This is a genomic window from Gluconobacter sp. Dm-62 (assembly GCF_018256155.1).
In the GTDB taxonomy this organism is placed as follows: domain Bacteria; phylum Pseudomonadota; class Alphaproteobacteria; order Acetobacterales; family Acetobacteraceae; genus Gluconobacter.
The window spans coordinates 99072-112368 of sequence record NZ_JAERLY010000004.1 but is presented as its reverse complement, the minus strand read 5'-3'; the positions used below and the strand labels follow the sequence as shown (position 1 = coordinate 112368).

Below are 13297 nucleotides of genomic sequence, written 5' to 3'. Positions count from 1 at the left end.
GCGCGACGGGCCTGTTTTCAGATCGCTTTGACGGACCAGAACGCCGTCCAGCTCTCGCCCGGCTTCAAATGCAGGAGACCGGGTTTCTGCGAAAAATCCCCCGTAAATCCAGAGGGTGTCGCATAGCCGTACCAAGGTTCTATGCACAGGAACGCTGCGCCGGGTTTCGTCCAGATCCCAAGCTCGCGGAAGCCACCCCAGACGAACCGGAGGCCATGCCCATCCGGATCCACCATATCCACGGACCGGCTTTCCGGTTTTTCCATGATAACAGCGTCTTTTGCAAAGAGCGCATCTGTCAGAGGAAGGATGTTGTCCCGGATGGGCGTGTGGAATTTTTCAGGCAGCATTAACCCGTCTGCACCGACCCGTCGAACGGGCAGGGGCTCGTCATATTCGAACACCAGCCTGTAGCTGTCCTTCGCCACACCATCCTTCAACGGCCAGCGGAACGCCGGATGGGCACCAAGCGAAGCGTGAAGCGTCTCGGTGCTGTCCGGGTTGTGCAGGTGATATGAGACGCGCAGCGTGTTGTTTTCGATCAGATAGACGACCTGCAGACGAAACGCGGCGGGAAAGAGCGTCCGGCTCTCCGCGTCGTCCACGAGCTCCAGCGTGCAGCCTTCGGATGTCCGTGCGATCCAGCGGAAGACCCGGTCTCTGGCCAGTCCATGTTGTTTGAGATGAACGGGCTGTCCATTGAGTGTGATGTCGTGCTCAGGGAGCTTGCCAATGATCGGGAACAGGATTGGCGAATGCTTTGGCCATTCGGGTCCGGCATTCCACAGCAGATCCTCGGTCCCGTTGTGCAGGGCGAGGAGTTCGGCACCATGACATATGACCGAAGCCTTCAGTGAGCCGGTACCGAAATCATGTCTGTCGTCCGTCATGGGATGTCTCCTGTCAGGGGGTAGAATCAGGCGCCTTGGGCGTATCGCCCGGCTCGGTCGTATGGAAGCGACGGAAATCGACCTCCACCCGCCCGTCCGGACGATTGGCGATCATATCCGAAAAACGATAGCCGTGTTTCACATGTCCGATCTCATAGGCATGACGGGCAAAAACGGTCTGGGATGAAATTTCGTCCGTCCCGTCCATCGTGATGATGATTTCCGCGTTCTGGCCAATCAGCGTCTCCGCTGACAGACCGAAAAGCGGGCTGTGTTCGTCGATCAGATGGGTCGCGTTCAGGCTGATGCGGAAGATCGGCATGTGGGACTGCACCAGCGTAAGCCGGTCGAACCGCCGGACGAGACGCCCCCGTTCATCCGGCATCAGGCGCGTGAGCGTCATTTCGATATTGGCCGAGAGGATCAGGGTGCGGCGCTGGTTGGCCAGACGGATCGTCAGCGTCGGGATCACATCGTCATAAGATACGACGGCCACATGGCTGAACAGAACGCGTGCGCGGGGACGCGAAAACCGGGCGAAGACCAGTCCGGTTGCGACGGCATTCAGCATCATGCCAGCCAGAACTTCGAACGAGACAATGGTATTTGTCAGGCGCCCCACAGGGGACATGGTGCCGTAGCCGACAGTCGAAATGGTTTGAACGCTAAAGAAGATATCGTCGAGGAAATCCCCGTTTGGAACGCCGCTGACGCTGTGGGGGATGATGTAATACATGAGGGCGAAGGCGACATTGATCGCCAGATACAGCCCCATGGATGCCCAGAAAAACGTGAACCAGCTCATGGTCATGAGCGTGTGGTACAGGTCCCCGAAAATCCCGGCATCAAGCCCGGTGCGGATGATGTCGCTGCGGCCATTCTCTTCCAGAACATGGGCCCGGATCCTGTTCACCGTCTCGACGACGGTGGGGTGCCCATGTGGTGTTTCTGGCGCCCCGGGATCAGGTCGGGCTTGCATCCGTTTCCTGTGGCGCCAGTGGATCATGGGGTCAGCTCCTGTTCCTGCGGGCGCTGCTCAGTTCGCTGACAACGCCGTGAAGGGTGCGAAGCTCCTGTTCCGTCACTTCGCCTCGGGTGAAGAAATGACGCAGGTTCCGCAACATTCCGGGGCGTTTCTGCTCATTTCTAAGGAAATTGGTCTCATCCAGATCGCGGACGAGATGGGACATGAAATTCTCCATCTCCCCCTTCGTCGCCACATGCGTCTCATTGGTCATGAGTTCGCGCGGTGGCGTCATGTCCTCGGTCAGGAACCACTCATAGGCCATGATCAGCACGGCCTGTGCGAGGTTCAGCGACATGAATTTCGGGTTAAGCGGATAGCGGACCAGCGTATCAGCGCGGGCCATGTCCTCGTTGTCCAGACCGGCGCGTTCGGGTCCGAACAGGATGCCGGTACGCAGACCGCGGGTGGAGGCGACACGCAGTTCCGCCGCGGCTCCACGCGCGGTCATGACCGGCTTGACCACATGGCGCGGGCGCGGGCAGGTCGCGAAAATGCGGTGCAGATCGGCCACCGCGTCATCCACGGTCTCAAATACCTGTGCTGCATCAAGAATCCGGTCCGCGCCTGATGACGCATACCAGGCACGTTCCTGCGGCCAGCCATCGCGCGGGGCCACGATGCGCAAATGGAACAGCCCGCCATTCGCCATGGCGCGCGCCGTTGTACCGATATTTTCGGCAAGCTGCGGGCGCACAAGGATCACAACCGGATCGAAATCACCAAGGGGGCCGATATCCGCCCCGCCGTCACGTCCGGTCATGGTTACGCCTTCCGCCATGTTGTGCCACCGGGGCCGTCTTCAAGAGTGATGCCATCGGCTGCAAGCTGCGCACGGATGGCATCGGCACGGGCGAAATCGCGGGATTTTCGGGCTGCAAGACGCTCTTCAATCAGCTTTTCGATGGCTCCCGCATCAACGCCGGACTGGAACCATTCGGCAGGCGTGACATTGAACAGGCCCAGCATCTTTCCGGCGGCCAGCAGGCTTGAGGCCGCGTCCTGATCGCCCTGCATGGCGGCATCTGCCAGCGGGTGCACTGCGGCAATAGCCAGCGGTGTATTCAGATCATCGCACAGCGCGTCCATGACGGCTGCAGGAACAGCAGCACCCGGCTGCGCGTCGCCGCGTTCAAGGGCCCGGTACAGCCGGTCCAGAACCCGGCGCGCTTCTTCCAGCTTCTCCCAGCTGAAATCCAGCGTGGAGCGATATTGCGCGCCCAGATACAGCAGGCGCAGCGGTTCCGCGGGCGAACGGTCCAGAACTTCGCGGATCGTGAAGAAATTGCCGAGCGATTTCGACATTTTCTCGCCGTTCGACAGCAGCATCCCGTTATGGACCCAGTGCGTGGCAAACTTGCCGTGCGGATAGCAGCACATGGACTGCGCGCGCTCGTTCTCATGATGCGGGAACAGCAGATCGTCCCCACCGCCATGAATGTCGAAGCTCTCGCCGAGATAACGGTGCGACATGGCCGAGCATTCAATATGCCAGCCCGGACGCCCACGCCCATATGGGCTGTCCCAGCCTGGCAGATCCGGCTCGGACGGCTTCCAGAGCACGAAATCGCCCGGATCACGCTTGTAGGGGGCGACTTCGACACGCGCCCCCGCGATCATGTCATCGAGCGACCGCCCGGAGAGCGCGCCATAGGACGGGAAATTGCGCACCGCAAACAGCACATGCCCTTCGGCCTCATACGCATGGCCGTTTTCGACCAGCTGCGCGATCATTTCCAGCATGTCATCGATATGATGAGTGGCGCGGGGCTCGATATCGGGCGGCAGAATGAAGAGTGACGCGAGATCTTCATGAAAAGCCTGCGTCGTGCGCTCGGTCAGGGCGGAAATGTCTTCACCGTTTTCCTTTGCGCGCGCGTTGATCTTGTCGTCCACGTCCGTAACATTGCGGACATAGGTCACGCGCGGATACAGCGTCCGCAACAGGCGGATGAGGATATCCGCGCACATCATGGCCCGCAGATTGCCCAGATGCGCGCGGTCATAGACGGTCGGTCCACAGAAATAGACGCGCACATTCGTGGGATCGAGGGGCGTGAACGGTCGCTTTTCGCGGAGATGGGTATCGTGCAGGCGGAGCACGTTTGCAGCAGGATCGGCCATATGCCGATCAATGCGCCAGCCTTGGTTCAGGTGCAACAGGCTTGTTACTCTTGTCGGCAGGTTTGACGCCTGTAATAGGGGGCACATGAGCAGTACCTTATCCAGCCATCCGCCGACCGACCCGACAACCCCGCGCAGCCACGCGCTGGCGCTCTTCCGGGTCGCTCTGCCGCTTGCGCTGTCGCAGCTTTCCGAAATGGCCATGGGCGTGACCGACACGATCCTGCTGGGTGGGCTTGGTGTGACGGAAGTGGCCATCGGTGGCCTGTCGAGCACGTTCTTTTTTACAACGATGGTGACATTCCAGGCCATTCTGGGTGGGGCCGGGGTGCTTCTGTCGCATGGGCGCGGCGCAGAAGAACATGGCCACACGTCTCATGACGGGCGCAGCGTTATGAGTGCAACGCTCATGCTCGCCATTGCGGTCTTTATCCCCTGCGCATTGCTGCTGGCTTTTTCGAAAACGATTTTCGGCGCGATTGGCGAACCTGTGGAGGTCGTCACCCATGGCAGTCGCTTCATCGACATTCTTCTGCTGTCGCTGCTGCCCGATCTGGCCGTCATTGGTGTTTTGCGTGTTGCCCTTCCAGCGCTGGGGGCTGAGACGCTACTGCTCTGGATCATGCCTGCCATGGCGGTCTGCAATGGTCTGACCAACGCTGCACTGATCCACGGATGGGCGGGGCTTCCTGCCATGGGGCTTTACGGGTCCGCGACGGCCACGACGCTGACCGGCTGGGTCGTCAGCTTCGCGCTTTTCGGACTGTGCCTGACGCATCCACGCGTTCGCGCCGTGTTGAAGCCCACCACAGTGCAATGGCCGGTCATGAAGGAACTGCTGAAGCTTGGCACCCCGATGATGATGGGAGCAGCGGCAGAGATCCTGATGTTCCAGATCACCAGCCTGCGGGCCGGCGAGCTTGGAACGCACAGTCTTGCCGCCCATCAGGTTGCGTTGAATGTCAGTTCACTGCTGTTCATGGTGTGTCTGGCGATCGGGCAGGCCACGAATGTCCGCGTGGCCTACTGGCGCGGCGCAGGGCGAATGGAGCAGAGCCGACGCGCGGCCCTGACCGGAACGGGGATTGTCCTGATTTGGAGCCTCGTTACATCTTCGCTTCTGTTGATCTGGCCGGAAAAAATCCTGCCGCTCTATTTTTCGAATCGAGCGCCGGATCCGGAAACCACGGCGCTTGTCGTCATCCTTCTGCGGACCGCCGGGCTCTACCAGATCGTGGATGGTCTGCAATGCGTGTTCAGCGGTGCCCTACGGGGCTGTGGAGATGCTGTGACGCCCATGCTGATTGCCGTTGCAAGCTATGGTCTGCTCGGACTGGTTTTCGGTGGATGGCTGGCCTTCAATCAGCATGTCGGCGTGGAGGGGCTCTGGATCGGCATGGCGCTGGCGCTGGCCGTGACGTGTGTGGCCTTCGGGATCAGGCTGCTGCGCGTGATGCGTAAGCCCGTCCCTGCCAGATCGTGATGAAATAGATCAGCAGACCCAGAGCCGAGAACAGGGCGCCACCCCATCCCACGGAGCCGAGCCCCAACCCGGAGCTGACCAGTACCGCACCCAGCCAGGCGCCAAAAGCATTGGCCAGATTGAAAGCCGAATGGTTCAGAGATGCAGCCAGCGTCTGTGCATCTCCGGCGACTTCCATCAATCGTGTTTGCAGGGCCGGGGAAAGCATGATGATCCCGGCCGGGACAAGGAACGTGATCGGCAGCATGGCGTAGGGCGAGGGGAGCAGCAGCCAGAAACCCAGCATGAAGACGATGCTTCCCGTCAGTGAAACGATCACTGTCCGGTCAATGCTGCGATCCGCCATGGTGCCTCCAAGCGCATTTCCCGCCACCATGCCCAGACCCCACACGACCTGATAGACGGCCACCAGCCAGCCCGGAAGATGTGTGACTTCCGTGAGGCCCGTCGTCAGGAAGGTGTAGATTCCGAACAGGCCACCGAACCCGACTGCACTGGTCAGCAGCGTCAACAACACCTGAGGTCGCTTGAAAGCGCCGAGTTCGGATAGTGCGGTCGCACCCGGATGTGGCCTGTCACGCGGGGCAAAGAACCAGATGCCCACGAAGCACAGCACGCCCAGAGCTGCGATACTCCCGTAAGCCACGCGCCAGCCCACATGATTGGCGGCATAGGTGGAGAGTGGCGATCCGATAACCGTCGAAATCATAATGCCTGACAGCACCTGGCCAACGGCCCGTCCACGCCGGGCGCGTTCGACCATCGATGCGCCGATCAGTGCCGAGACGCCAAAGAAGGCCCCGTGAGGCAACCCCGTGATGAAGCGCATGAGTTCAATGCCGGCGAAGCCCGGCATGAGAATGCTGCCGACATTGCCCGCGATGAACAGGCACAGCATCCACAGCAGGAGCGTGCGGCGGGGCAGGCGGGCGCCAATGATCGCAATCAGCGGCGCGCCGATGACAACGCCCATCGCATAGGCGGAGATCGCCCAGCTTGCCTGCGAAATGGTGATGTTCAGGGAATGGGAAAATTCCGGCAGCAGACCCATCATGGCGAATTCGCCGGTTCCGATGGTGAAAGTTGCCAGCATGAGGGACAGCATTGCCGGTCCGACACCGTGGGGTGGGCGCACCCGTTCGACGTCGAGAGGTTCGATGGAGTCCATAAAAAATCAAGTCCGGAATGGAGGTCAGGACCGTCCTGCCACTGCGGGGATTCTGAAAAGCTGCAGCGGCTCCCCCTTCATGGAAGAGCCGCTGCAAACAGATCAGTTTTCAGTGGGCAGGCGGATGGTCTGACCCGGATAAATGTCATCCTTGGATGTGACAAGCGGCTGATTGGCATCAAGCAGCTCGTCGCCCGTGACATCCTGCGGCAGCTTGTCGGCGACTTCGTCCAGCGTCTTGCTGGTCTTGATCTCCAGGAACTCGGGGTCGGGCGTTCCGGCCGGAACGGCGATCTCGGCCTCGACCGCTGAAACGCCAGCGACGTTACCGGCTGCCAGGATCATCTGGTCGCGTTCCTTGGCGCTGTCCGCCTTGCCGCGCAGATAGATCGTGCGGTCGTCGATCACCAGATGGGACATGTGCATCTGGGCGAGGCCGAATCTCTTGAAGGCACGCTTGATGACGCTCTCCCCGGGCTTGGGGGGCAGGGGCGCATCAAGGGACTGCACCAGTCCTTCGAGGGAACCTTCGCCGATACGGCCGGCCTTGGGATTGAAGCGATAGATTTTCATACTGGAAACTCGAAAAAGCGTGTTGCTCCCCTTCAGGAGTGCTCGGAAAAAAGCGAAGGAGAGTTCCGGACAGTTAGCGCAGCCGGAGTTGAAGTGGTTGCGCAACTTCCTGGCCCCCACTGCAAGAAAATGACCGGGCATGCAAGCAGGTTTTGATTGACCCCGCCCGGGGACTCCTGTAGGCGCGACGGCACAGCCGGAAACGTGGACGTACCGGCCGGTCCATCAGTGCGGGATTCTGCAATCCCGCTGGCCCGGCATCTGGGTGCGCGCCCGCTCTTTCCAATCCGGGAAAGGGCCTACCGGCACAACAAAACGGACCGCCATGCAGCATGGGGCGGTTCTGATGAGTACAGGGGTTAACCCATGTCAAAGCGTCTTGAGAGCAAGTACAAGATCAACCGTCGCCTCGGCGTCAATCTGTGGGGCCGTGCCAAGTCCCCGGTCAACCGTCGTGAATACGGCCCCGGCCAGCACGGTCAGCGTCGCAAGCAGAAGCCGTCCGACTTCTCCATCCAGCTGATGGCCAAGCAGAAGCTCAAGGGCTACTACGGCAACATCAGCGAGAAGCAGTTCCGCAAGTATTATGACGAAGCCGTCCGTCGCAAGGGCGATACGTCCGAGAACCTGATTGGTCTGCTCGAGCGTCGTCTGGATGCCGTTGTGTACCGTCTGAAGTTCGCGATCACGCCGTTCGCATCGCGTCAGTTCATCAGCCACGGCCACGTTACGGTCAACGGCAAGAAGGTGAACATTCCGTCCTACCTCGTGAAGGAAGGCGACGTCATCGAGGTTCGTGACTCCTCCAAGCAGCTCGCCATTGTGCTTGACGCTGTTCAGACGGGTGAGCGCGACACGCCGGAATACGTTGACGTCGATCACCGCCAGATGAAGGGCACGTTCCTGCGTACCCCGGTTCTTACGGATGTGCCGTACCCGGTGCAGATGGAACCGAACCTGGTTGTCGAGTTCTACTCCCGCTAATCCGATCCCGGGCCTTACGGTCCGGGTCAGAAAGCGATCGAAAAATGCCGGATGGGTTCGCCCATCCGGCATTTTTTTTCGTTCTGCCTCAGAGACTGGAAAAATCTTCCAGGTTTGCCTGGCTCCCACTTCCGATGTAACACACTGTTAACGAGTGATTCGTACAGTATCGGAATGATCGGGAACAGGTATCCATGCGTGTCGGGCTGAGCGTATTTGTGATCTGTGCCGGTCTTGCCTGCTCGGCCCAGGCGCGAGGCATCAATACCTTCATCGCACCTGACATGCATTATCATCCCCCGCCGCCAGGGCCGCGACCCGTCCGCTGCAAGGATGGCAGCATTGTCTGGACGCCTCGGCGCTGTCGTATCATTCCGCCCGTGATGGAGCGCACAACAGCAGGAAAGACCGTGGACTCCGTGCGCAATGTCGTCCGCAGTCTGACCGGCCATACGCTCGGATTTCACTGGTAATCGCCACGGGAAGAACGCCTTTGTCCCTTGACGGAAAAAGCCCGCTTCTCCAAATTGCGCCTCCCAACGGAAAGCTTCTTTCCGGGTGTCCTCTGCTGCTGTCAGACGTGTTATCTGATCCCGGACACTGTGAAGGGACCAGCCCCGGACTTCTCCCGGATTTCTGTTGTCATCGGAGGCATCATGTCAGAGGCGCAGAGCGCTGAAATCACCCGCGAGATCGCTCGTCGGCGTACGTTTGCAATCATCTCTCATCCGGACGCCGGTAAGACGACCCTGACGGAACGTATCCTGCGTGCGGGCGGTGCCATTCAGATGGCGGGCAATGTCCGCGCCAAGGGTGAGCGTCGCCGGACCAAGTCCGACTGGATGGGGATTGAGCGCGATCGTGGCATTTCCGTCGTGACCTCGGTCATGACCTTCGAATATGGCGACTGCGTCTTCAACCTGCTCGACACGCCGGGCCATGAAGACTTTTCCGAAGACACTTACCGCACCCTGACGGCCGTGGACTGCGCGGTCATGGTCATCGACGCCGCCAAGGGTATCGAGGACCGGACCCGCAAGCTGTTCGAGATCTGCCGTCTGCGCGACATTCCCATCGTCACCTTCATCAACAAGATGGACCGTGAGGCGCAGGACTGTTTTTCGCTGCTCGATGAAATCGGCAACACGCTGGCTCTTGATACGTCTCCGGCCACCTGGCCGATCGGACGTGCGGCAAAATTCATCGGGACTTACGATCTGCGCACGCAGGAAGTGCACACCAAAGAACCCGTCGGTGAGGACGATCCCCGCATCATCCAGATGCGTGAAGAAGTCGAGCTTGCCGAAGCCGCTCTGCCCGAGTTCGATCGCGAGTCCTTCGATGCAGGCCATCTGTCCCCGGTGTTCTTCGGCTCGGCCATGAAGGAAATCGGCGTCACGGACCTGCTTGATGCGCTCGTCGCCTACGGTCCCGCGCCGCGTGCGCAGCAGACCGAGACCCGGGAAGTGAAGGCGAATGAGGATCAGGTCACGGCGCTGGTTTTCAAGATCCAGGCGAACATGGACCCGAACCACCGCGATCGCATGGCGTTCGCCCGCGTCTGTTCCGGTCGTCTGACCCGCGGAATGCGTCTGAAGCATGTCCGGACCGGCAAGCAGTTCGCCCTGCACACGCCGCAGTTCTTCTTTGCCCGTGACCGCCAGCTTGCCGAAGAGGCGTTTGGTGGCGACGTCGTCGGTATTCCGAACCACGGCACGCTACGCATTGGCGATACGCTGAGCGAAAGCGAAGACCTGCGCTTCACCGGCGTTCCGCACTTCGCGCCCGAAATTCTGCGTCGTGTCCGTCTCGATGACGCGATGAAGGCCAAGAAGCTGCGTCAGGCTCTGGTCGAGCTTGCGGAAGAAGGCGTTGTTCAGCTTTTCCGCCCGCAGGATGGTCTGTCGCCGATCGTGGGCGTGGTCGGAACGCTTCAGCTCGACGTACTTCAGTCACGGCTTCAGGGCGAGTACGGGGTGTCTATCGGCTTTGAGAGCACCCCCTATTCTCTGGCACGTTGGATCACCGGGGATCGTGCCAAGATCGAGGCGTTTCAGGACCTGAACCGCTCCGCCATGGCCGACGATCTGGATGGCGACCCGGTTTTCCTCGCAACGTCATCCTTCATGATGCGCCGGACCATCGAGATGAACCCTGATCTCGCGTTCCATGACATCAAGCAGATCGGCATGGCGTCGGTCTGAAACGGAAAAACCCCGCTTCTGTGAGGAGCGGGGTTTTTTCTTACAGTCCCATCAGGGAAAGAAGGGCATTGAAGGATCTTAGCGACGCGCCTTCCACAATCAGTGTGCGCCCGATCTGAAGCGCTTTCTGCCGTGCGAGGAGACGGGCTTCTTCCGTGTGGCACAGGCCATAATCCGCAACCTGGGCAAAGCCGACCGTTCGACGGATCATTTCCAGTCCGCAGAACCCGGCCGTATCATGCAGAACTTCGCTCAGAAACACTTCAATGAGTTCCTGCCGCATATCGGACCCTGACAGCGTCCACTGATCACCGGTGCCATTTCGAAGGCTGGAGCGCATTTCTGTAGAAAAGCTCTGCCAGAACGCCAGCATCTCTGCTCGAAGTGCCGCCGCCTTGTGCGGAGCTGCACAGAGATGCAGTGCGAGATTACCCAGATACAGCCCGCAATCAAAGCCGATGGGTCCCATCGTCGCGAATTCACCGTCAATGACGCGCACATCCCCATCATCCAGCATGATGGAACCCGTATGCAGATCTCCGTGTAGCAAGGCCTGTCGGGCAGTCAGAAACCGGTCCTGAAGCCGGCCTACAGCCCGATGCAGGACCTGATCGTTCTGGAGAGCTTTGACGTCATCCCGCAGGCCTGTTTCCGGCTCTGGATTCCGGTCACAGACGCGATACGGGTCGGTGAGGATCAGATCGACCGTGATACGGGTGAGGGCAGTATTGCCGGAAAACTGCTCGAGCAGATGTGCCCCTGTCTCGAAGGGCTGGCTGACCCAGCCCGTGGCCTGAACAGTCCGGGCGACATAAGACCCGATGACAGTAGAAAATCCCGGCCTCGCCCGATCCGCAATCAGGGCCGAGCGCAGAACCTCATGCTCCGTCAGACATTCCATGACGAGCAGGAAGAGGTCTGCATCGTAAGCAAAAAGCTCTGGCATCAGCCCTGTAACGGCAGGCGCCACGGCCCGCATGTAGCGCGATTCATAGAGCGCCCGCTCCAGAGGCATTGGCCAGTCCGGCGCCACGCGCACATGGGGAAGCGCCTGCTTGCAGCACAATGCCCCCGCCGGGCCGCTTATCAGAAACACCGTATTGAGATTTCCATCACTGACTTCGCGAATGGTCCACTCGGCAGCTGGGCTTCCCAGACGGCCTGAAAGGTCAGGCCGTTCTACCAGCCAGTTTTGCAGGGCTGAGGCATCGAGAATGCGGTAGGTCATCGGCTTTGCTCCAGCATGGCAAACAGTGTTGGAACGAGCAGTTCTGGTATTTGCGTGTCAGGCTGAAGCAGCTTCAGGGCCTGATACTCCGCATTGCCAAGCCGCTGGCAACGGTCCTGCAAGGCTTCGAAATTCAGTGTGGTTGAGATGTCCATGCCGATATCCACGATATGTGTCCGTGGGTGCTCACAGGCCAGAAGACAGTTCCCAACCAGACAGTCCGCACCCGTGAGACCCAGTTCTTCCTGACATTCTGCCAGAAGCTGGGCCGCCAGATCGATCTCCGCCTCGCCATCACGGCTTTCCACATTCCCCGCCGGAGCACCCTGCCAGTAGCTCGGTAAGTAGATGGATTTTTCTGAACGCTGCCCGATCACGATCCCATCTGTCGTTCGCAGCAGCCCGACGACTGCCAGCGGCCGTAATATGTCAGACCCATAAAGGTCAGGTTCGCGCATCTGGGCCAGTACACGTCTGTACTCCGACCAGTGTCCGGTAATGACCTCGGCCCTGATCGCATCTGCACAGAAAACACGCCCGTTATAGAGCGTGGGATGTCTGGCGAGAGCTGCATTCCAGTGCGATGTCACACTGGCTTCGATTTCGGGTGACAGAGTTGGCATGGAACGCCCGACCCGCACGCCGACCCCGGGGGGCAGGGTCGTCACAGGCCATTCTGATCGTGAAAAGGGCATCTGACGCTCCGGACCAAACAGCGGGAAGAGGCTCTCTCATGGACCGGAATATTAGATCCTGCAACGTCCCGTCAGGGCATCTCAAACCGGACTGAAACCGGACAGTGATCTGACAGTCCCGCAGGCACTGTATCATTTTTATAGGTCATAACCCGCAGACTGTCTGGCACAAGCCAGTCCCGAGCAGCATTTCCCAGCAGAATGTGATCGATGAAGTATTCCCCGCCCCAGCACGGACTGGCCCTGCCGGCTGTCGTGAGCGTGACGGGCGCTTCGGCCTCGATCTGCTGCATCAGAGGATCATGTGGCGTCAGGCGCCGGTTGAAGTCGCCCAGAACCGCATAGGCTTCCCCTTCATCCTGTCGCTCCAGCATCCAGTCCCGCATAATGCGGACCTGCTGATACAGGGTAGGGCAGGAATGCTGGCGCTGGTTCAGTGGCTGATCCCAGCATCCCGTCTTCAGATGCACAACCAGAAGGCGCAGGTTCGCAATACCATCGCTGACCGTGACATCCAGGCCTCCGCGTAACTGATGTGGTGCGTCGGGTCCGGCCACATTGAGAGCCGATAGTTCCTCATTCACCGTTACATGCAGATCGCGCCGCACAGCCACGCCAACCCGCTGCACGACTGGATCGGGCGTGAGGATGATCTGATAGGTTCTGGGACTGAAAATACGGGAAGCGGGGGTCGGACCATCCACTTCTTCAAAAGCCACGACATCCGCATCCAGATGTCGGGCGTAAGCGGCAAGTTTCGAAAAATCGCGATGCTCGCCCCCTGGCACGTCGTCGGGCAGAGCCGGATCTCCGGACGGCCGCAGTGTCAGCCAGTCCATGTTCCAGGTCGAGAGTTTAAGCGTGTGAGCAGAAACAGCCCCCATGCTGCCAGCCCAAAAAAGACTGGCCAGCATGGGGGCAACA

Annotated in this window: 13 protein-coding genes; 4 read left to right on the top strand and 9 right to left on the bottom strand. The window is 60.0% G+C overall.

The genetic code is table 11. From position 1 onward, the window contains the following. Positions 1 to 17: 17 nt before the first annotated feature. Genes JK202_RS06515 through cysS form a run of 4 tightly spaced genes read right to left on the bottom strand, consistent with a single transcriptional unit; the run spans position 18 to position 4038 of the window. Positions 18 to 890: an aldose 1-epimerase family protein gene (locus tag JK202_RS06515; RefSeq protein WP_211559394.1), complete on the bottom strand. Its 873-nt coding sequence runs from the start codon at positions 888 to 890 to the stop codon at positions 18 to 20. A gap of 13 nt (positions 891 to 903) precedes the next feature. Further along, complete coding sequence (locus JK202_RS06510) at positions 904 to 1896, bottom strand: ion channel (RefSeq protein ID WP_249199746.1); 993 nt, start codon at positions 1894 to 1896, stop codon at positions 904 to 906. Between the two features lie 4 nt (positions 1897 to 1900). Then, entirely contained in the window at positions 1901 to 2677 is a 777-nt protein-coding gene (locus JK202_RS06505) for an RNA methyltransferase (RefSeq protein ID WP_062033653.1), read from the bottom strand. A gap of 2 nt (positions 2678 to 2679) precedes the next feature. Continuing rightward, positions 2680 to 4038 (bottom strand): cysteine--tRNA ligase, encoded by a 1359-nt coding sequence (cysS, locus tag JK202_RS06500; RefSeq protein ID WP_211559392.1) that lies wholly within the window; start codon positions 4036 to 4038, stop codon positions 2680 to 2682. 85 nt (positions 4039 to 4123) lie between these two features. Here cysS and JK202_RS06495 point away from each other — a divergent pair, with 85 nt between their 5' ends. After that, positions 4124 to 5521 carry an MATE family efflux transporter gene (locus tag JK202_RS06495; protein WP_211559390.1) on the top strand — a complete coding sequence of 466 codons (1398 nt, stop codon included), beginning with the start codon at positions 4124 to 4126 and terminating at the stop codon, positions 5519 to 5521. Here JK202_RS06495 and JK202_RS06490 read toward each other — a convergent pair. Both JK202_RS06490 and JK202_RS06485 read right to left on the bottom strand, forming a co-directional pair. Then, positions 5475 to 6689 (bottom strand): MFS transporter, encoded by a 1215-nt coding sequence (locus tag JK202_RS06490; protein ID WP_211559387.1) that lies wholly within the window; start codon positions 6687 to 6689, stop codon positions 5475 to 5477. The genes JK202_RS06495 and JK202_RS06490 overlap by 47 nt on opposite strands. A gap of 102 nt (positions 6690 to 6791) precedes the next feature. Further along, complete coding sequence (locus JK202_RS06485) at positions 6792 to 7262, bottom strand: BON domain-containing protein (RefSeq protein ID WP_211559385.1); 471 nt, start codon at positions 7260 to 7262, stop codon at positions 6792 to 6794. Positions 7263 to 7628: 366 nt separating this feature from the next. Between JK202_RS06485 and rpsD the strand changes: the two genes are divergently transcribed. The 3 genes from rpsD to JK202_RS06470 all read left to right on the top strand — a co-directional run bounded on the left by rpsD (position 7629) and on the right by JK202_RS06470 (position 10450). Further along, a complete protein-coding gene (rpsD, locus tag JK202_RS06480) occupies positions 7629 to 8246 on the top strand; it encodes a 30S ribosomal protein S4 (protein ID WP_211559383.1) in 618 nt (205 codons plus the stop codon). A 194-nt stretch (positions 8247 to 8440) separates the two neighbouring features. Further along, positions 8441 to 8719 carry a hypothetical protein gene (locus JK202_RS06475; protein ID WP_211559381.1) on the top strand — a complete coding sequence of 93 codons (279 nt, stop codon included), beginning with the start codon at positions 8441 to 8443 and terminating at the stop codon, positions 8717 to 8719. Between the two features lie 183 nt (positions 8720 to 8902). Next, complete coding sequence (locus JK202_RS06470; RefSeq protein WP_211559379.1) at positions 8903 to 10450, top strand: peptide chain release factor 3; 1548 nt, start codon at positions 8903 to 8905, stop codon at positions 10448 to 10450. 40 nt (positions 10451 to 10490) lie between these two features. Here the strand turns inward: JK202_RS06470 and mtnK are convergent, their stop codons facing one another. The 3 genes from mtnK to JK202_RS06455 all read right to left on the bottom strand — a co-directional run bounded on the left by mtnK (position 10491) and on the right by JK202_RS06455 (position 13287). Further along, positions 10491 to 11678, bottom strand: coding sequence for an S-methyl-5-thioribose kinase (mtnK, locus tag JK202_RS06465; RefSeq protein WP_211559377.1), 1188 nt, complete (start codon positions 11676 to 11678; stop codon positions 10491 to 10493). Beyond that, a complete protein-coding gene (locus JK202_RS06460) occupies positions 11675 to 12373 on the bottom strand; it encodes a hypothetical protein (RefSeq protein ID WP_211559375.1) in 699 nt (232 codons plus the stop codon). The genes mtnK and JK202_RS06460 overlap by 4 nt, the downstream gene beginning before the upstream one ends. A gap of 71 nt (positions 12374 to 12444) precedes the next feature. After that, entirely contained in the window at positions 12445 to 13287 is an 843-nt protein-coding gene (locus tag JK202_RS06455; protein ID WP_211559373.1) for an endonuclease/exonuclease/phosphatase family protein, read from the bottom strand. Positions 13288 to 13297: the final 10 nt, after the last annotated feature.